The sequence below is a fragment of the Agrobacterium sp. DSM 25558 genome (assembly GCF_900100825.1).
Lineage (GTDB): Bacteria > Pseudomonadota > Alphaproteobacteria > Rhizobiales > Rhizobiaceae > Agrobacterium.
Genome location: NZ_FMUD01000013.1, coordinates 54108 through 72209, shown reverse-complemented (window position 1 = coordinate 72209; position 18102 = coordinate 54108). Strand labels below are relative to the sequence as shown.

The following is an 18102-nucleotide window of genomic DNA, read 5'->3' as shown; positions in this document are numbered from 1 at the left end:
GGGCAACAGCGACCTCTTAAGCAGACTTTACCCGCAGCAATCTCAAAGCATTGAGCGTCACCAGCACCGTTGCACCGGTATCTGCCAGAATTGCAGGCCAGAGACCTGTGAGGCCGATGATCGTCGTTACCAGAAACACAGCTTTCAGCCCCAGCGACATGGCGATATTCTGATAAATATTGCGCATTGTGCGTTTGGACAAATCGATCATTCTGGCGATATCGGAGACGCGCCCATGCAAAATGGCAGCGTCTGCCGTTTCCAATGCGACGTCCGTACCGCCGCCCATGGCGATGCCGATATCGGCGGCGGCAAGCGCTGGCGCATCATTGATGCCATCTCCAACCTTGCCGACGACAAAGCCCTGACTTTTCAACTCTCCGACAATCCGCTGCTTGTCCTCTGGCATCAATTCGGCACGAACCTCGATACCAAGGGCCTGACCAATCGCGTCTGCCGTGCGCTTGTTATCACCGGTCAGCATGACGATCTTCACACCGCTGTCTTTCAGCAAGGCAAGGCCCTGAACGGCATCGGCACGTGGCTCATCACGCATGGCGATGGCACCGGCGAGCTTGCCATCCACAAGCAGAACGGAAACCGTTTTGCCATCATCGTTCAAAGCCGAGATCATGTTCAGGTGCTGTTCTGGAACAGAAACCCTTTCGGCGGCGGCTTTTGGCGAGCCCAGGAATATCTCGTTCCCCTCTACGACAGCCGTCACACCCTTGCCACCCAGCGCTTTCGCATCCTGCGAAACGGGAATATCGACACCATTTTCCGCAGCTTTGGCAAGAATGGAGACCGCGAGAGGGTGGCTCGACCCTGTTTCGAGGGCAGCTGCAAAACGCAGAACGTCCGCTTCCGTGAACTCGAACGGCACGATATCCATGACTTTGGGCTTGCCCTCCGTCAACGTTCCCGTCTTATCCAACGCGATTGCCGTGAGCTTTCCGACGCCCTCAAGAACAGCACCACCTTTCATCAACAAACCGCGCCGCGCGCCCGCAGACAGTGAGGCGGCGATGGCGGCAGGTGTGGAGATGACAAGCGCGCAGGGGCAGCCGATCAACAAAATGGCCAGTCCCTTATAAACCCATTCGTTCCAATCCGCGCCCATAGCAAGGGGCGGAACCACAGCAACCAATGCTGCAACCAGCACGACCGCAGGTGTGTAATATTTCGAAAAGCGGTCGATGAAGCGCTCGGTGGGTGCCTTCTTTTCCTGCGCTTCCTCAACCAGTTTCACGACCCGTGCGATGGTGTTGTCTCGCGCCGCCGCTGTGACCCGCACGCGAAGGGCAGCGTTGCCGTTTACTGTACCGGCAAAGACCGTATCGTCAGGGCTCTTGTTTACCGGAACGCTTTCGCCCGTCACCGGTGCCTCGTCTACCGAGCTTTCACCGGAGACGATTATGCCATCTGCTGAGATGCGGTCACCCGGACGCACGAGAATAATGGAGCCAACGGCCAGCGTTTCGGCAGTTACTTCATGCGTCTTTCCATCTTCTTCCACCAGTGCTGTTTTGGGAACGAGCGCCGCGAGCGATTTGATGCTGTCTCTGGCCTTGCCTGCAGCGACCCCTTCCAGCAACTCGCCGACGAGGAACAGGAAAACGACAGCCGCCGCTTCTTCCGTCGCATTGATGACTAGCGCGCCGATGGCGGCAATCGTCATGAGCATCTCGATGGAAAATGGTGTCCCTGCGAAAGCAGCCATGATCGCACGACGCGCAATCGGGACGAGGCCGACAAGCATGGCAAGCGCAAATGCGTAAATTTGAATGGCTGGGAACAGATGCCCAACACCATAGGCAACAACCAGCGCTACGCCTGCCAGAATAGTCGTCCGCCCCTTTTTGCTTTTCCACCATGGTCCGCTGCTCGGCGCGTGGTCATGTCCATGAAGACCTTCGACGCTCACCGCGGTCTTTTTTGATCCGTGGGATCCATGATCGTGGTGGTCATGCTGGTGAGTGTGATCGTGGTCGTGTGTACATCCGGGACCATGCTCATGCGATGGTTCCGACGTGGCGGCTGTGGCGGCGGCTGGAAGCTGCGCTACATCGTACCCCAGCCCCGTCACCTTTTTCCCGATTGCCGTCAGGTCGCTTTTCTCATCATGGCTGACAGTCATCGTACCGGCAGTAACCGATACCGAAACGTCTTCCACACCCGGCATGCGCCGCACCGCGGTATCGATCTTGGTGGCGCAGGAAGCGCAATCCATGCCCTCGACGCGAAATCTGGTCTGCAAAGACGTACTCATATGTCATTCCTCTTGGTTATGAGCATGTCTTACGACCTCTAGCCACTAGAGCTGCAAGGACAAAAATCAACTATTTCGTCAAGGCTCGCGATTAAGGGTCCCGAGATGCAGATGAATTGCGGGTTGATGTCTCGCTACGCAAATTCTTTTCCCAAATGGCTCTTCTCAAGCAAGCTTTGCCTCTTGATCATGTGAGCGTCCATGACCTATGTTCGCTGTGTTCTCAGGGCGGGGTGTAATTCCCCACCGGCGGTATCGGGATTTATCCCGGAGCCCGCGAGCGCTTCCGGTTATGCCGGAAGGTCAGCAGATCCGGTGAGAGGCCGGAGCCGACGGTATAGTCCGGATGGAAGAGAACAAGGTGGCATATCCCGCAATCACGGGAGAATGTTGCGTTGTTCGCCCAAGGGAAATTTGGCGTCTTAAAAACGCGAAAGTGCTGGAAACGGCATTACCCTTGAAAGGCAAGACATGACTATTTCTACGATTGAAGAAGCGGTTGCAGCCATCGCACGTGGTGACATGGTTATCGTCGTCGACGATGAAGATCGCGAAAACGAAGGCGACATCATCGTTGCTTCCGACAGCATTACCGCCGATCAGGTTGCGTTCATGATGAACCATGCGCGTGGTCTCATCTGCGTGGCCATACCGGGTGAACGTCTGGACGAACTCGACATTCCGATGATGGTGCCGCGCAATACGGAATATCATAAGACGGCATTTACCGTTTCGGTTGACTACATTCCCGGCACCACCACCGGCATTTCTGCAAGCGACCGCGCTAAGACCGTGCGCGCATTGGTTTCCCCGGATAGCAAACCGGATGACTTTGCACGTCCGGGCCACATCTTTCCGTTGCGGGCAAACCCGCTCGGCGTTCTCGGTCGTACGGGGCATACGGAGGCTGCGGTCGATCTTTGCCGTCTCGCCGGCAAGTTCCCGTCTGGCACCATATGCGAAGTGGCAAATGATGATGGCACCATGGCGCGCCTGCCGCAGTTGGAAATTTTTGCTGCACGCCATGATCTGCTTGTCGTCACGATCAAGGATCTCGTCAATTACCTGACGGTGCGCGAGCATGGAGACATTGCCGAAAAACAGGTCGCCTGATCTGGTCAGTATACAACGTAAAAATGCGCCCCGACAGGGCGCATTTTCTTTGGGCTGTTAGTTGGGGTAGCGCGATGCGTACCAGTTCTTGAACAAGGCATACTGGTTTTCCAGCTGACGGCGTTGCGAGGCACTGAGCTCGTCCGTCTCGTTGAAGTGCAGAGTGTACTCGGCGTCACCGTTTAGAACCATCAGATACTTGTAGTGGAGCACGAGGTCCGGACCCTCATCATAGGCAGAGAGAATGGTGAGTGCCTCTTCAAGTTCGCGCGCTTCCCGGCGCGATGCGGCGTCACCCTTTGCTGCTTTTTCACATAATGAAACGAGGTGAAGTACCTCTTTGGGAAGCGCGTTGCCGATGCCGGTTATGGCACCACCAGCACCGCAATTGACGAAACCGTGATAAACGCCGGTATCGACACCCACCATCAGCGTCAGTTCGTCATCACCTGCAGTGATGTTTTCAGCAGCATAGGTCATATCCGCCTTGCCACCGAATTCCTTGAAGCCGATCAGGTTGCTAAAGCGCGAGCGGAGATCGAAGAAAAGATCGGCGCGTGTCGCAAAGCCATAATAAGGGCTGTTGTAAATGACAGCGGGCAAACCATTTGCGGCTTCGAGAATGGCAGAGAAATGTGCTTTCTGCGCTGACGAAGACGAACCGCGAGACAGGACGCGGGGAATAACCATCAGCCCCTTGGCACCAACCTTGGCGGCATGCGCTGCATGGCTGACCGCAGACTTGGTGTTGATCGCACCCGTGCCGACGATGACGGGAATGCCGGCTTCGGCAAGACGCTTCACGCCCTCTTGGCGCTGCTCATCCGTCAGAAGTGGCCAGTCACCCATCGAGCCGCAATAGACGACCGCTGACATGCCCGCAGCGATGAGATCCTTGCCCTTTTTGACAAGGCCATCGAAATCGGGCGTACGGTCCGCGTTGCACGGCGTCATCAAAGCGGGAATGCAGCCGGAAAAAATCGTGTCAGCCATGTCCTGTAACCTCTGTTCATCCTAGAGCAAAAATGCCCAAAACCGATCATGATCAGTTCAATATCACGGCGATTATTCTTTGTCGACAAATAAAATACATGAACTAATGGCGGGTGAGTGCATCAAGCCCGACGCGCCCATCTCAATATTTAGAGGGAAATATCCACGCTTTGACGGGTATCGGCAGCGATATAGGAGCGAATTTGCTGTACGATCTGGTCGGCGTGAGCAACGGCAATTTGGTCGGCTTTCGCCACGTCGCGCTCCATGATGGCCTGGATCATATCCTCATGTTCCGTCACGTAATGGCGTGGCAACACATCATTGAATGAGGAATAATAAAGGCGAAGAATACGGCGACCCTCATCGAGCAACCGCGTGAAAAGCTCCGTGTAATGCCGGTTGCGACCTGCCCAGGCGATAGCGAGGTGGAAATCCCTGTTGGTAGAAATCATGGCGAGAACGTCGCGCTCGGTCACGGATGTCTCGAAGGATTTCTGAAACGCCCTGATGGTAACGATATCTTCTTCGGTGTGATTTGCCGCCGCCAGTCGTGTCGTGACGCGATACATCAACGTCAGCGCGTCGAAAAATTCGGGCAGGCCCAGAAAGTCGATCTGCGAGACAATCGTTGCACGGTTCGTCAGCGTGGTGATCAGACCCTCGGCGGACAGCTTGACCAGAGCCTCCCGAATGGGTGTTCGCGACAGCTCGAAGCGTTCGGAAAGCTGGACCTCGTCAATCGGACTTCCGGGAGCAAGCTTGAGCTCTATGATTTCGTTGCGCAGCGTCTCATAGACCGTCGCAACGCCAAATCCTCTGCGATGCGTCTGCTTCTCTCTGTCATCAAGCTTTTCGTTCGCAATCATCCCGCATCCCCGCAACCACATAGATATGTCCGTTTACGATATTCGGCGGGATAACGGAATGCCCTAAAACCTATCCGCGCAGCGCAACGTCTTACGCCGCGGAAACAGGCATAGAGAATGTGAACCTGGTTTCGACATCGTCGGAGTGAACGGCAATCGTGCCCTTGTGCGCCTTTGCGATTTCAGAGGCGATATAGAGGCCAAGGCCAAGGCCTTGCATGCTGGGTCGCAGATCGCCCCGGCGGAATGGCTGGAAAAGCTTATCGAGCATATCCGCAGGGATTGGCACCCCGTGATTGCTGACGGAGAGTTGCAGATGCCCCTCGTGAATAGACCCACGGATTCCAACAGTCCCGTTCTCGACACCATGGGTCAAAGCATTCGAAACCAGGTTGGAAAACATCTGTGCCATCCGAAGGCGGTCGATCAGCACCGGGACAGGAATGTCGAAATCGGCATCGATGTTGCGTTCGGGATGCGCAACGCGAAGCTCATCGATGACGTGGGACAGCGTTGTTGAGAGGTCGTGTTCAGAAATTTCGAGAGAAATACCACCGCCCAGTCTCGCCCGGGCCAAATCCATCACATTGTCGACCAATCCACCCATGCGGGCGATACTGGACTTCATAAGCTTGAGAACCAATGGGCTGCGCTCGGTCCAACCCTCTTTCATCAGGCGAGACGTACCCGCATCCACGGCAGCAATCGGGTTGCGCAAATCGTGGCCGAGAACGGCGATGAACTGTTCGCGCAGTTCAGAGACCTGTTGTTCCCGCACCAACAAATCCTGCGTCAACTTCAGCCTTTCATCTGCATCCAGATGATGGGCGATCAGTTCGGCAAAAAGCTTGAAGGTACCCAGGACCTGGGGATTGTTGACCTTGGCCGGGTTTGGATCGATAGCACATAATGAGCCGAAGAACTGGCCGTTGGACAGGATGATGGGTACGGATATATAGCTTCGTAACCCGTAGATACGCGGCGTGTGGTGATCCTTATATAAAGGGTCCACGGCAGAATCATCGAACACGACCGCCTCTCGGTGGTCGCGGATTTCATTGCACAGTGTACTTTCTATCGGCAGTTCATCGCCCGGCTTAAGACCAAAACCGAGATGATCGAGTGACTGGCAGGTGATCCACCTGTCTTTCGTCACTCTGGCAACGGCGGCAAAACCCATTCCCGTCATCCGCAAAACGACGTCGAGAATAGTGGGAACTGCCGCGATGCCGCCGACACGCTCGATGTCTTTCGAAAAATCACCCTGGTCATCGCTGTAATCCGGCAAAAGGCTGCGGGCCTGCGCCAGATCGCTGGAAAGCGAGCCGATTAGATCGACGGTTTCAAAGGCGGATGTGGCAGCACTGGCCAAAGCCTCCAGTGTCTCGATTTCCCACTGGCTCGGCTGATAGGGGTTTGACCAATAGGCACCAATCGCACCCACGGGATTATTCGCTCCGACAGGAGCCATAACCAGAGCTTTGACAAACGTATCGGCATAAAGATCGTGCGGTATACGCTCGTCCTTAAAGATGTCTGGAACGACCGCCGTTTCCCCATGTATCATCACCCAGCCGCTGATGCAGGCGGATGTCGAAAACCGCTGCCCCTTCCAAAGCGGCCCGACGGCGTCCTCTTCCACGTAGTAGCAAAGGTCGCCATCTCTGCGGATGATCGCTATTCCCTGACACCCAATCAAGGCGCGCGCCGATGCCTTGACGGCTTCGATAACCTCGTCTTGCGTCCGAGCTCCTGCGATCCTGGCCGTTGCCTCGGTCAAACTTGAAAGTGATGTCAACGAGATCGATGTAAATTCATGCAATGCCATGTCGGTCGTCTTTCCCGGAACTATGGCCGTGTTGCATGAGAGATTAGCACCATTGCACATGTCCGCAAATAGATCAAACGCATGATATTACAAGCCCATTCCTGAAAATCATCCTTATCGATGACTACTCCGTGACGGCCTTGTGCTGCTTGGTCTTCCACAACGACTTCAAAAAGTCCGAAAACCGCTCCACTTCGACAAATATGACCGGCGTCATGAACAGCGTCAGTATCTGGCTGACGATGAGCCCACCCACGACAGCGATGCCGAGTGGTTGACGAAGCTCCGAACTCGCCCCCGTACCCAAAGCGATGGGGAGAGCCCCGAAAAGGGCGCAGAATGTCGTCATCATGATGGGCCGAAGACGGCGCACTGCCGCTTCATGGATAGCCTCCAGGGTCGGCATTTTCTCGTCACGTTGCAACGTCAGCGCCACATCGATCATCATGATCGCGTTCTTTTTGACGATACCGATCAGCATCAAAAGCCCGATGAGCGCGATGATGGAAAGATCGAAGCCGAACAGTTTGAGTGTAAGCAGCGCGCCGAACGCCGCCGAAGGCAGGCCTGACAGGATCGTCAACGGATGCAGGAAGCTCTCATAAAACACGCCGAGGACAATGTAGATGGTGAGAATGGCTGCGCCGATGAGCAATCCGGTGCTGTCACTCGTTTGTTTGAATATCTGGGCCGCGCCCGCCAGACTGGTGGTCACCGTCGTGGGAAGCTGTATCTGCTGCTTGATCGCATCCAGTTGCGCCGTGGCTGTTCCCAGCGCCACGCCCGCTGGAAGGTTGAACGACAGAGTGACTGCGGTGAGCTGGCCAGTCTGGTTGACGGTAACCGGGCCAGATACGCGCGTAATCTTGGCAAAGCTCAACAGCGGCACCAGCGTGCCGGAAGTCGAGCCTACTTTAAGCGCACCGAGCGACTGCTCGTTCCATTCTATCGACTGATCGTACTCGATGATAACGTCGTAGCTGTTACCAGTCGTCTGGATCTGCGTCGCCACGTAGCTGCCGAATGCTGCTTCGAGCGTCGTGCGCAGGGCTTGTGATGTCACGCCAAGGCTGTTTGCACGGTCATGATCCACCTCGATGTGCGCTTGCAAAGCGTTGTCCTGCAAATCCGAAGCGACATCGACGAAATGCGCACTATCTGCCCGCATGGCGTCACCCAGTGTCTGCGACCATTGACGTGCTGCCGACGCATCGATGGACTGCAATACGACCTGGTAAAGGCTCTGGGTGCTTCGTCCACCGAAACGCAAACTTTGCTGCGGCGTAATGAATGTCTTCAGACCAGCAATACCGGACAGCGCACGCCGCAATGTGCCCAACGTGACCTCAAGCGCTGGCCTGTTGTCCGCAGGTTTGAGCTGCACGAGAAGTGTGCCCGAATTCAGCGCCGACCCGCCAGGGCCCGACCCCAGTGTGGACGTGACATGGGCAACGGCTGGATCGGCCGACAGGATGTCGGCGGCTTGTGTCTGCAGCACACTCATGGCCTTATAGGAGATGTCCTGCCGAGCCTGCGTCGAAACCGTCAACAGACCGATGTCCTCTGTCGGGAAGAAGCTGCGCGCAAGGCTTGAAAACATCCAGCCAGAGCCGATCAACGTCAGTACGAACATCACGATGACGACGAATCGATGGGTGAGGCACCAGCCGACCGACCGGCCGTAAGCGTCCGTTGCCCGGTCGAACAGGGTCTTCTTGGGGTTCTCCGGCGCGTCGTGGTGCGGCAAACGGGCTGCGAGCATAGGGGTGACCGTGAGCGAGACGACGGCGGACGACATGATGGCAAGCGTGACGACAACGCCAAATTCGTTCAACACACGACCAACGATGCCCCCCATCAACAGGATCGGCAAAAACACCGCAACCAGCGAAATCGACATGGAGATGATGGTGCCGGTGACCTCGCTGCTGCCTTCGATCGCAGCCTGGAAAGGCGGCATGCCCTCTTCGACTTTGCGGACGATGTTTTCCAGCATCACGATGGCATCATCCACCACCAGGCCGACCGACAGCGTCAGCCCTAAAAGCGAGATATTGTCGATCGAAAATCCCAACGCGTACATCGCACCGAGTGTCGCCACCAGTGACAGAGGCACTGCCAACCCAGGTATCAACGTTGCCCACACCTGACGCAGAAACAGGTAGATGACAAGGATCACGAGGCCGAGCGTCACCATGAGCGTCACTTCGACATCGTCAACGGCGGCGCGGATCGAAACCGACGCATCGTTGACGACATTGATGTGCATATTCGCAGGCAGACTTGTTTGTAATTCAGGGAGTTTCGCCTTGATGGCGTCAACGACGGCCACGGTGTTTGCACCCGGCTGACGTTGCACAGACAGGACGATGGCTGGCGTACCATCCAGCCAACTGCCCTGATTGACCACCTCCACACTGTCCTTCACGGTCGCGACGTCCTGCAAGCGGACGACCCGACCATTGGGATTGGCGATGATGAGCGTGCGGAACGAAGCGGCGTCGACACGTTGAGTAGATGCATCGAGCGTCAGCGCTTGCGATGAGTTCTGCAGCGTTCCGATGGGGGATTGATCGTTGGAGGCGGCCAGCGTCGAGGACAGGCTGTCCAGCGACAATCCACGGCTGGAAAGTTTCGACGGATCGACCTCCACCCGCACGGCATAGGTTTTCGCGCCATATATCTGTGCCTGGGCCACGCCTGATATTGTCGACAAGGCGGGTGAAATGACATTTTCGGCCAGATCATCCATCTTCGTCAGATTGGCACCATCACCGGTCAATGCAAGAATGATTACCGCGGCGTCAGCAGGGTTCGCTTTGCGATAACTCGGCGTCGACGTCATATTGTCAGGCAGTTGCCGTTGCGCGCGTGCAATTGCCGCCTGCACATCCGCTGCTGCCGCATCGATGTTGCGTGACAGGTTGAACTGGATCGTGATCTGCGTGTTGCCGAGCGATGAGCTGGCCGTGATCGTATCGATACCGGCAATGGTTTCGAATTGCTTGATGAGTGGCGTTGCGACCGAACTCGCCATGGTGTCGGGTGCTGCGCCCGCAAGCTGTGCGTTGACGTTGATGGTCGGGAAATCTGCCTGCGGAAGCGCCGCAACGGGCAGGTTCTTGTAAGCAGATGCACCGGCTATCAATACGCCGATGATCAGCAGGATCGTTGCAACCGGTCGCCGGATGAAAATCTCAGAAATATTCATGGTGCAACACCGTTGGCTGTCTTGGCCTTCGGAGCGGTGCCATGTGTCTGGTCATTGACGGTGACATGACTACCTTCCGTCAGGCTTGCCTGCCCTTCGATGACGACCGTCTCGCCATCCGCCAGGCCTTCGGAGACACCGGCGACACCGCCATTGCTCAGCGCAAGCGTGACCTTGCGCAACTCAATCGTATTGTCTGCACGCACGACAAAGCAAACATATCCATCGCCGCGCGGCTGAAGAGCGACCAGTGGTACCGTCACCAGATTGTCGATCTTGCCCGCGTTGACCGTGACATTCAAAAATTGGCCGGGCCAGAATGTTTCCGCATCGTTGTCCAGCCTGACACGCAGTTTAAAGGTACCCGATGCCGAATCGATGGTGTTGTCGATAAAGACGATGTTGCCAGAACCGGCTGCCGTGTCGCTCTTAGACTGCGTTGGATAGACGTCTGCAGTCAGATTTTTATCGGCTATATTGGCGCGTACGAGATCAAGATCGGGTTCCGGCAGCGTAAACTCGGCATAAACTGGCTTCATCTGCGTCAACATCACGACACTGGTGCCAGGCGCGACATAGGCACCCGCCGACAGAAGCACAGCACCCAGCTTGCCATCAAAAGGCGCACGGATCTGGTTTTGCGACAACACGACGTTGTCTGCTGCGATATTTGCCTGATCCACCGAAATGGTAGCAGCAGCTTGCTTGACCGTGGCACTGGCATCACTGAGTTGCTGCTGGGTATCGACGCCGGACTTGCTCAGCGCCTCGACGCGGCTCAGCGTGTTATTCGCCGCGTCCAGCACGGCCTGATCCTTGGCGAGCTGCGCCTGATCGCGCTCTATATTGGCTTTAATCGTGCGGTCATCCAGCTGAACCAGCAGATCTCCGGCCTTGACCTCTGCGCCATCGCGGGCCAGGACATTTGCCACAATGCCGGAAATCGGGCTGGTCAATGCGGTTTGCGCAACCGGAACGATAGAGCCGATTGTCTGACGCACGACCGGCATAGAGCCGGCCTTAGCAACTGCAACTTTTACCGTCGTAGCCCGTACTCCAGCCTGCCCACCCCCGGCGTGTTTTCCACCATTCTTCGATTGCGCGTCTGTCGAGGCATGGTTATCCGAAGACTTGACCGCCGTCTGTGATGCCCAAGCAGGTAGATAAGGCTCCAGCGCCTCACGGTTGATGAAGAGCAGAGCAGAGATCACGGCAATCAGCACGACTGTAATGACATATTTCATGCAGAAGTCCTTTGGACAAAGTAACCGATCGGCGACAAGCGAAATGACACACTTCAAGATCAAAGCATCATCCTTGTTGAACGGATGAATACTCAACAAATCTCAGTCTATGTGTATCTTACGAGTCGTATTATGCTGATAGAATGTGGGTATGCAGAGAGTGGGTGAACGACGCATCCAACCATTCTCTCTCTAAAACACTTAACGCGCCAAATACTCAAAACGAAAGATGATGGAAGATTAAATTACTGTAATATTTAAGATATTCGTTAATAACGGCCACCGCGAACGCACTAAAATTTCGCACTGTGGACGACAATGGCAACTCTACTCCGTGAGCTTGAATTCCAGCATGACGTTTCTTTGCAGGAAAGAATGATTGTCGTCTGAAACGAGTATGAGACGCGTCGAGCCATCTGGTCCCACAACGACATCAATGCCTTCCATATTGTCGATCTGGTTGGAAAGATCGGCCTGCATAAGGATTTCCCCATCAACGACTGCGCCAGGTTTAATGGTATCGGCGGAAATCCGGCGGATGCGCATTCCGATGCCTTGAGCCAGATTAAAGCGCCGCTCCAGCAACAGCAGGTCGCCGTTGGGCAGGAATGCGCCATCCGTCACAGAAAAAGAACTATCATGTGCGACGGCAAAAATTCCTTTGCGCGGACCTTCAAGAACCGCCGCAAAAAGATGACTATCCTTATCGAAGCTGCCCTCTGCGACGATCAGCATTGCTCCTTTGAGTGGCCCGTTGGCGGGCGACAGCACGAGCGTCTCTATTCCCGCATTACGACGAAACTCATCTAGCGGGATCAGGACTGGCAGCTGGCTCAAAGGCTTTGACGTCTCATTGTCCTTGTGGGCGAAAATTTCGATGCGCGGCCAACGCTCATAGCTGACGAAAGCTTGATCGGCGCGCAACGCCAAACCTTCAGCGTCCATGTCCATCTTGCGTTTCGCCTCATGGCCGCTTTCATCCAGCATGGGGTCGATGCGGACATCCGAAAGGCCAGACAATACACCGGACCGGTCACGTTCTATCGCGCCAGCCAACCAGTGGCCGGTATCCAACACCGCAAGAAAATGACGGCTATCCGGTAAAAAGCGAATGCTGGAGATTGCCCCGAAAAGCGGTTCGGGAGAGCTCATGATCAGCCCGCCGACAAACTCCAGCTTGCCGAACTGCTTTTGCTCTGAACCCACTTTGAACGCGGATATAAGACGCGCACTGACCGGCACGTCGACAGTGGACGCGGCCATGGTGGAGGGAGCCAGTGCGCCTGCCAGAACGAGCCCTGCAGCGAGAACTTGTTTTATGATCGGAATGGCAGCGGCAAGAAACTGCCTAGCTGGCACGGCGTGCCCTGCCGGAACGGCGTGGCGCGCTGCTGGTATCCTCGAAAAGGGCTGCCAGTTGCTCGGTCATCGCGCCTGCCAGTTCGTCAGCGTCTACGATTGTTACCGCGCGGCGATAATACCGCGTCACGTCGTGGCCGATGCCGATGGCAAGCAGCTCGACAGATGACTTGGTCTCGATCTGTTCGATGACGGCGCGCAGATGCCGCTCCAGATAGTTGCCCGGATTGACCGACAGCGTGGAGTCATCCACAGGCGCACCGTCGGAGATCATCATCATGATCTTGCGCTGTTCGGGGCGATTGATGAGGCGGTTATGCGCCCACATCAACGCTTCGCCGTCGATGTTTTCCTTCAACAGGCCTTCACGCATCATGAGGCCGAGATTGCGGCGCGCACGACGCCATGGCGCATCTGCGGATTTATAGATGATGTGGCGAAGATCATTGAGGCGACCGGGAGATGGCGGCTTGCCACCGGCCAGCCATTGTTCACGCGATTGCCCACCCTTCCAGGCCTTCGTGGTAAAGCCGAGAATTTCGACCTTGACGCCAGAGCGCTCCAGCGTGCGCGCAAGAATATCGGCGCAGGTGGCGGCAACGGTAATCGGGCGACCACGCATGGAACCGGAATTATCGATGACCAGCGACACGACCGTATCGCGGAACTTCGTGTCCCGCTCCTTCTTGAAGGACAGCGGCTGCATCGGGTCAATGACAAGACGCACCAATCTGGCCGGGTCAAGGTAACCCTCTTCCAGATCGAAATCCCAGGAGCGATTCTGCTGCGCCATCAGACGACGTTGTAACCGATTGGCCAAGCGTCCGACCGCACCCTGCAAGTGGGCAAGCTGCTTGTCGAGGAAGGCGCGGAGGCGGTCCAGTTCGGCTTCGTCGCAAAGCTCCTCGGCAGAAATCTCTTCGTCGAATTCCTGCGTGAAGATGCGGTAATCGACCTTCTCGTTGAAATCATCAAACGGGCTATTGGGACGGCGGGTTTCGCCTGGTGTCTCTGAATCCTCATCGAGATCGTCGGACATTTCGTCCTCCGACATCTCGGCACCATCCATCTCGCCGTCTTCCATCTGCTCCTGAGATGCTTCGCTCTCTTCGGCAGGGGCGGCATCGGAACCGGCTTCTTCTTCGACCTGTTCTTCCTGCGTCTCGTTGCTGGCGGGCTGGTCTTCTTCGGAATCGGTCTCCTGGCTTTCGTCCTGATCCTCGTCGTCGCCGAAATCCTCTGCCATCTGCATGGAGGTCAGCATCTTTCGGATGAGCTTGGAGAATGCCTTTTGGTCGTCCATGACCTTCGAGAGGTCCTGAAGATCGGCAGATGCCTTTTCCTCGATGAACGACCGCCACAGATCCAGAACCTTGCCGGCGCTCTCGGGCGGCTTTTCGCCCGTCAGTCTTTCGCGCACCATCATCGCGACGGCTTCGGCCAACGGCGCGTCTTCCTGGGTATTGATGTTGACGAAATTCGCCTTCGCGTATTTCTCGGTGTTCATCGCCCGGATATTGGACGCCATGCCAGCCATGCGCCGCGCACCGATGGATTCGACACGGGCCTGTTCCACCGCATCGAAGATGAGCCGCGCATCCGGCCCTTGAGGCGACATGGTGGCGTGGACATCACTGTTGTGGCAGGCAATCCGCAAGGCCATGGAATCACCCAGGCCACGGGTGACGGCAATTTCCTGTGCGGTTGGTTTTCTGGAAATTTCCGGCAGGCGCATGCGTTCACCGGCAAGGCCGGGCCGCTCATTAGCGAACACGACCTCGACCTGCGCATCTCCAGCCACAGACCGCACGCACCCTGTGATGGCCTGACGCAAAGGTTCGGAATCGATTACCGCCCCGGATTTGGGTCTCACATTGTCGCCACGGCCTGCCATTGTCTTTCCTGTCGATCCTGAACGCCACCCTTATCAGCAAGGCTAAAGGGTGGCTTTTTCAACTCGTCGGTGATGCCTTCCGGAAAAAATCGGAAAATATCAGGCGCTGAGAACGATATTCGCAGCACTTTCTTTCAGCTCAACGCCGAATGCGCGCTGATAATGTTCAGCCACCAGCGTCCGCTCCAGCTCATCGCACTTGTTGAGGAAGGTGACGCGGAAGGCAAAAGCGATATCGCCGAAGATATCGGCATTTTCCGCCCAGGTGATGACCGTACGCGGGCTCATGACCGTGGAGAGATCACCGTTGACGAAGGCAGAACGCGTCAGGTCGGCCACGCGCACCATCTTGGATGCGGTTTCGCGGCCCTTGGCATTATCAAGGCTCTTCACCTTGGCAACGACGATGGCAACTTCCTGCTCGTGTGGCAGATAGTTCAGCGTTGTCACGACAGACCAACGGTCCATCTGCGCCTGGTTGATCTGCTGTGTGCCGTGGTAAAGACCGGTCGTATCACCAAGGCCCACCGTATTGGCAGTCGCGAAAATACGGAAGGCAGGGTGTGGGCGGATAACACGGCTCTGGTCGAGCAGCGTCAAACGGCCGGAGGATTCCAGCACGCGCTGGATGACGAACATCACGTCCGGGCGACCGGCATCATACTCATCGAAAACCAATGCGACATTGTGTTGGTACGCCCAGGGCAGAATGCCGTCCTTGAACTCAGTTACCTGCTTGCCGTCCTTCAGAACGATGGCGTCCTTTCCGACGAGGTCGATACGGCTGACGTGGCTATCCAGATTGACGCGCACGCAAGGCCAGTTCAGCCGTGCGGCGACCTGTTCGATATGCGTGGATTTGCCAGTGCCATGGAAGCCGGATACCATGACCCGTCGATTATGAGCAAAGCCGGCTAGAATGGCGAGGGTGGTGTCACGGTCGAACAGATAGTCGGGATCGAGGTCCGGCACATAGGCGTCGCCCTGCGAATAGGCAGGCACGCGAAGGTCCGTATCTATGCCGAAAACATCTCGCACAGACACGGTCGTATCCGGCAGGTTGGTAATATCCAGGTCAATTTTGCTCATAACGTCTCCAAGGCGGGTAGCAGCCACCCGGCCACATATCTATCAGGCGATCACAGGAAAGGGCTTAGCAGAAACCAGATTGCTTTAACAATTGGTACGCTTGAATAACAGCACGAAAACGCTCTTCCGAACCACGATCACCACCATTAGCATCAGGATGGTGTTTTTTGACAAGCTCTTTATAGCTCTTTTTGATCTCTTCTTGCTTGGCATTCACAGAAAGCCCAAGAGTATCAAAGGCTTTTTGTTCCAGCGTTTTCAGCTTGCGGCTCTGCGCATAACGCGGACCACCGCTGCGCCCCTGTCCCGTGAATCCAAATGGGTCGCGGATGCGCGCATTGGTCGCGCCAGCAGAACCCGAACGCAATGTGGAGTGCAACGGGCTGTCACCTGCGGTCTTGTTTACGCCGACCGTCCATGTCGGGCGGTGGCCGGTAATGGCTTCCTTTTGATAGCGCGCGATCTCGCTATCTGAGAGACCGGAAAAATAGTTATAGCCCTTGTTGTACTCTTTCACATGCTCGAAACAGAACATGAAGAACTGCCCCTCGGCATTACGGCCGACAGGTGCGCGATGAACGCCCGGCTTTTCGCACCCGTCCCACTGGCAGACTGGAGCCTTGATCTCCGGCTCCGGCTCCCTTTTGCGACGCGTGCGAATACGGTCGAAATATTTCGAATCCAATTTCATAGTAACCTGATTATGGTGCGCGAGAATGCGCACGACAAGAATTGACAAATCGGAATGTTACAGGCTCTTAGAGAGCCCTTTTTCAGATGCAATAACGATTTGGAGACCGAACAGATGTCCTTGCGAGAGAGCATTGAAAACAAGCTCAAAGAGACGTTTTTACCGGTCAGGTTGAACGTTATCGATGAAAGTCATTTACACGCTGGCCATCAGCCCGACATGACCGGAACGGGTGAGACGCACATGCGTGTTCAGATAGTGTCGGAAAGCTTTTCCGGCAAGTCACGGGTGGATCGTCACCGCGCGATCAACGCATTGCTGAAGCCCGAGCTGGATGCGGGGCTTCACGCACTCGCCATAGACGTGGCGGCACCGGGTGAAGCCACGCGTTTCTGACTTGGTCCGGTCAGCCGGGGTGTTTGTCGCTAAGGAAAGATTGCACCTCGGAAGAGGCGACGTCATCGGCCACGAATGACTGGCCAATGCCATGGGTCAGGATGAAGGTTAGCTTGCCGCCCTTCACCTTCTTGTCCTGCGCAATTGCAGCCATCAGTGTTTCCACCGGTGGCAATTCGCCGGGAATATCCTTCATCGTCGTCGGCAACCCTACGGCCTTCAGATGCGCCTCAACACGGGCTGCATCATCAGGGCTTGCAAGGTTGAGGCGGGCTGAAAACTGGTGCGCCAGCACCATGCCAATAGCCACGCCCTCGCCATGCACCAGACGCTTGCTATCATATTCCGTCGCAGCCTCCAGCGCGTGACCGAAGGTATGGCCGAGATTGAGAAGCGCACGAACGCCGTTCTCCTTCTCATCGGCCACGACGACGTCTGCCTTCGCCTGACAACTCGTTGCAATGGCTTTGATGCGGGCGGGACCGCCCTTCACAACATCCGACCAGTTGTTTTCCAGCCATTCGAAAAATTCCGGCTTGTCGATGAGGCCGTATTTGACGACTTCGGCGTAGCCTGCACGAAATTCACGCGGGCTCAGCGTATCGAGCACTGCGGTATCTGCCAGAACGAGATCAGGCTGGTGAAAAACGCCAAGAAGGTTTTTGCCGTAGCGCGAGTTGATGCCCGTCTTGCCGCCGACGGACGAATCCACCTGCGCCAACAGCGATGTCGGTATCTGCACGAAGCGCACGCCGCGCCGCACGATGCCCGCAGCAAAGCCCGCGAGATCGCCGATCACGCCACCACCCAGCGCAATCACGGCATCGTTACGCTCTACGCGGGCAGCCAGAACGGTGTCGCAAACCGTCATCAGATGTTCGAAGCTCTTGGTCTTTTCACCGGCAGGAAGCGTCAGCGATACCGCCTCGATGCCATCCGTCTGCAGGCCATCCATCAGGGCTTCGAGATAAAGCGGGGCCACATGCTCATCGGTGATGATTGCGGCGCGCTTGCCCTTGAGACGGGAGGAAATCTCACCGCCTGCGCGTGCGACCAGACCGGGGCCGATCAGAATATCATAGGCGCGATCACCAAGCGGCACATGCACGAGATGTTCTTCGGTCTGGACGGGATGAGATGTCATGA

13 protein-coding genes and 1 riboswitch are annotated in these 18102 nt (G+C 56.2%); of the genes, 2 read left to right on the top strand and 11 right to left on the bottom strand.

Annotated features, from left to right (window positions below; translation table 11 throughout):
• Window positions 1-16: 16 nt before the first annotated feature.
• Window positions 17-2269 carry a heavy metal translocating P-type ATPase gene (locus tag DSM25558_RS12995; protein ID WP_077105186.1) on the bottom strand — a complete coding sequence of 751 codons (2253 nt, stop codon included), beginning with the start codon at window positions 2267-2269 and terminating at the stop codon, window positions 17-19.
• A 215-nt stretch (window positions 2270-2484) separates the two neighbouring features.
• A riboswitch (FMN riboswitch) is annotated at window positions 2485-2631 on the top strand.
• A gap of 109 nt (window positions 2632-2740) precedes the next feature.
• Between DSM25558_RS12995 and ribB the strand changes: the two genes are divergently transcribed.
• Complete coding sequence (gene ribB / locus DSM25558_RS12990; RefSeq protein WP_077105185.1) at window positions 2741-3382, top strand: 3,4-dihydroxy-2-butanone-4-phosphate synthase; 642 nt, start codon at window positions 2741-2743, stop codon at window positions 3380-3382.
• Between the two features lie 57 nt (window positions 3383-3439).
• Here the strand turns inward: ribB and DSM25558_RS12985 are convergent, their stop codons facing one another.
• The 9 genes from DSM25558_RS12985 to DSM25558_RS12945 form a co-directional block, all read right to left on the bottom strand.
• Window positions 3440-4375: a dihydrodipicolinate synthase family protein gene (locus DSM25558_RS12985; protein WP_077105184.1), complete on the bottom strand. Its 936-nt coding sequence runs from the start codon at window positions 4373-4375 to the stop codon at window positions 3440-3442.
• Window positions 4376-4524: 149 nt separating this feature from the next.
• Entirely contained in the window at window positions 4525-5244 is a 720-nt protein-coding gene (locus DSM25558_RS12980; RefSeq protein ID WP_077105183.1) for a GntR family transcriptional regulator, read from the bottom strand.
• Window positions 5245-5335: 91 nt separating this feature from the next.
• Window positions 5336-7072 (bottom strand): GAF domain-containing sensor histidine kinase, encoded by a 1737-nt coding sequence (locus DSM25558_RS29780; protein WP_077105182.1) that lies wholly within the window; start codon window positions 7070-7072, stop codon window positions 5336-5338.
• 124 nt (window positions 7073-7196) lie between these two features.
• Window positions 7197-10283: an efflux RND transporter permease subunit gene (locus DSM25558_RS12970; protein WP_077105181.1), complete on the bottom strand. Its 3087-nt coding sequence runs from the start codon at window positions 10281-10283 to the stop codon at window positions 7197-7199.
• Window positions 10280-11527 (bottom strand): efflux RND transporter periplasmic adaptor subunit, encoded by a 1248-nt coding sequence (locus DSM25558_RS12965; RefSeq protein ID WP_143240100.1) that lies wholly within the window; start codon window positions 11525-11527, stop codon window positions 10280-10282. Before DSM25558_RS12965 ends, DSM25558_RS12970 begins: the two co-directional genes overlap by 4 nt.
• 327 nt (window positions 11528-11854) lie before the next feature.
• Window positions 11855-12790 (bottom strand): esterase-like activity of phytase family protein, encoded by a 936-nt coding sequence (locus tag DSM25558_RS12960; protein WP_083716445.1) that lies wholly within the window; start codon window positions 12788-12790, stop codon window positions 11855-11857.
• An 85-nt stretch (window positions 12791-12875) separates the two neighbouring features.
• Window positions 12876-14780 (bottom strand): cobaltochelatase subunit CobT, encoded by a 1905-nt coding sequence (gene cobT / locus DSM25558_RS12955; RefSeq protein ID WP_077105180.1) that lies wholly within the window; start codon window positions 14778-14780, stop codon window positions 12876-12878.
• 99 nt (window positions 14781-14879) lie between these two features.
• Complete coding sequence (cobS, locus tag DSM25558_RS12950) at window positions 14880-15869, bottom strand: cobaltochelatase subunit CobS (RefSeq protein ID WP_077105179.1); 990 nt, start codon at window positions 15867-15869, stop codon at window positions 14880-14882.
• 64 nt (window positions 15870-15933) lie between these two features.
• Window positions 15934-16560: a J domain-containing protein gene (locus DSM25558_RS12945; RefSeq protein ID WP_077105239.1), complete on the bottom strand. Its 627-nt coding sequence runs from the start codon at window positions 16558-16560 to the stop codon at window positions 15934-15936.
• Between the two features lie 114 nt (window positions 16561-16674).
• Here DSM25558_RS12945 and DSM25558_RS12940 point away from each other — a divergent pair, with 114 nt between their 5' ends.
• A complete protein-coding gene (locus DSM25558_RS12940; protein WP_077105178.1) occupies window positions 16675-16956 on the top strand; it encodes a BolA family protein in 282 nt (93 codons plus the stop codon).
• A 10-nt stretch (window positions 16957-16966) separates the two neighbouring features.
• Here DSM25558_RS12940 and aroB read toward each other — a convergent pair whose 3' ends face one another.
• Window positions 16967-18100 carry a 3-dehydroquinate synthase gene (gene aroB / locus DSM25558_RS12935; protein WP_077105177.1) on the bottom strand — a complete coding sequence of 378 codons (1134 nt, stop codon included), beginning with the start codon at window positions 18098-18100 and terminating at the stop codon, window positions 16967-16969.
• Window positions 18101-18102: the final 2 nt, after the last annotated feature.

Coding starts and splice junctions, on each gene's coding strand:
- DSM25558_RS12995 (WP_077105186.1), bottom strand. CDS start 2,269: ATGAGTACGTCTTTGCAGACCAGATTTCGCGTCGAGGGCATGGATTGC.
- ribB (WP_077105185.1), top strand. CDS start 2,741: ATGACTATTTCTACGATTGAAGAAGCGGTTGCAGCCATCGCACGTGGT.
- DSM25558_RS12985 (WP_077105184.1), bottom strand. CDS start 4,375: ATGGCTGACACGATTTTTTCCGGCTGCATTCCCGCTTTGATGACGCCG.
- DSM25558_RS12980 (WP_077105183.1), bottom strand. CDS start 5,244: ATGATTGCGAACGAAAAGCTTGATGACAGAGAGAAGCAGACGCATCGC.
- DSM25558_RS29780 (WP_077105182.1), bottom strand. CDS start 7,072: ATGGCATTGCATGAATTTACATCGATCTCGTTGACATCACTTTCAAGT.
- DSM25558_RS12970 (WP_077105181.1), bottom strand. CDS start 10,283: ATGAATATTTCTGAGATTTTCATCCGGCGACCGGTTGCAACGATCCTG.
- DSM25558_RS12965 (WP_143240100.1), bottom strand. CDS start 11,527: ATGAAATATGTCATTACAGTCGTGCTGATTGCCGTGATCTCTGCTCTG.
- DSM25558_RS12960 (WP_083716445.1), bottom strand. CDS start 12,790: ATGGCCGCGTCCACTGTCGACGTGCCGGTCAGTGCGCGTCTTATATCC.
- cobT (WP_077105180.1), bottom strand. CDS start 14,780: ATGGCAGGCCGTGGCGACAATGTGAGACCCAAATCCGGGGCGGTAATC.
- cobS (WP_077105179.1), bottom strand. CDS start 15,869: ATGAGCAAAATTGACCTGGATATTACCAACCTGCCGGATACGACCGTG.
- DSM25558_RS12945 (WP_077105239.1), bottom strand. CDS start 16,560: ATGAAATTGGATTCGAAATATTTCGACCGTATTCGCACGCGTCGCAAA.
- DSM25558_RS12940 (WP_077105178.1), top strand. CDS start 16,675: ATGTCCTTGCGAGAGAGCATTGAAAACAAGCTCAAAGAGACGTTTTTA.
- aroB (WP_077105177.1), bottom strand. CDS start 18,100: ATGACATCTCATCCCGTCCAGACCGAAGAACATCTCGTGCATGTGCCG.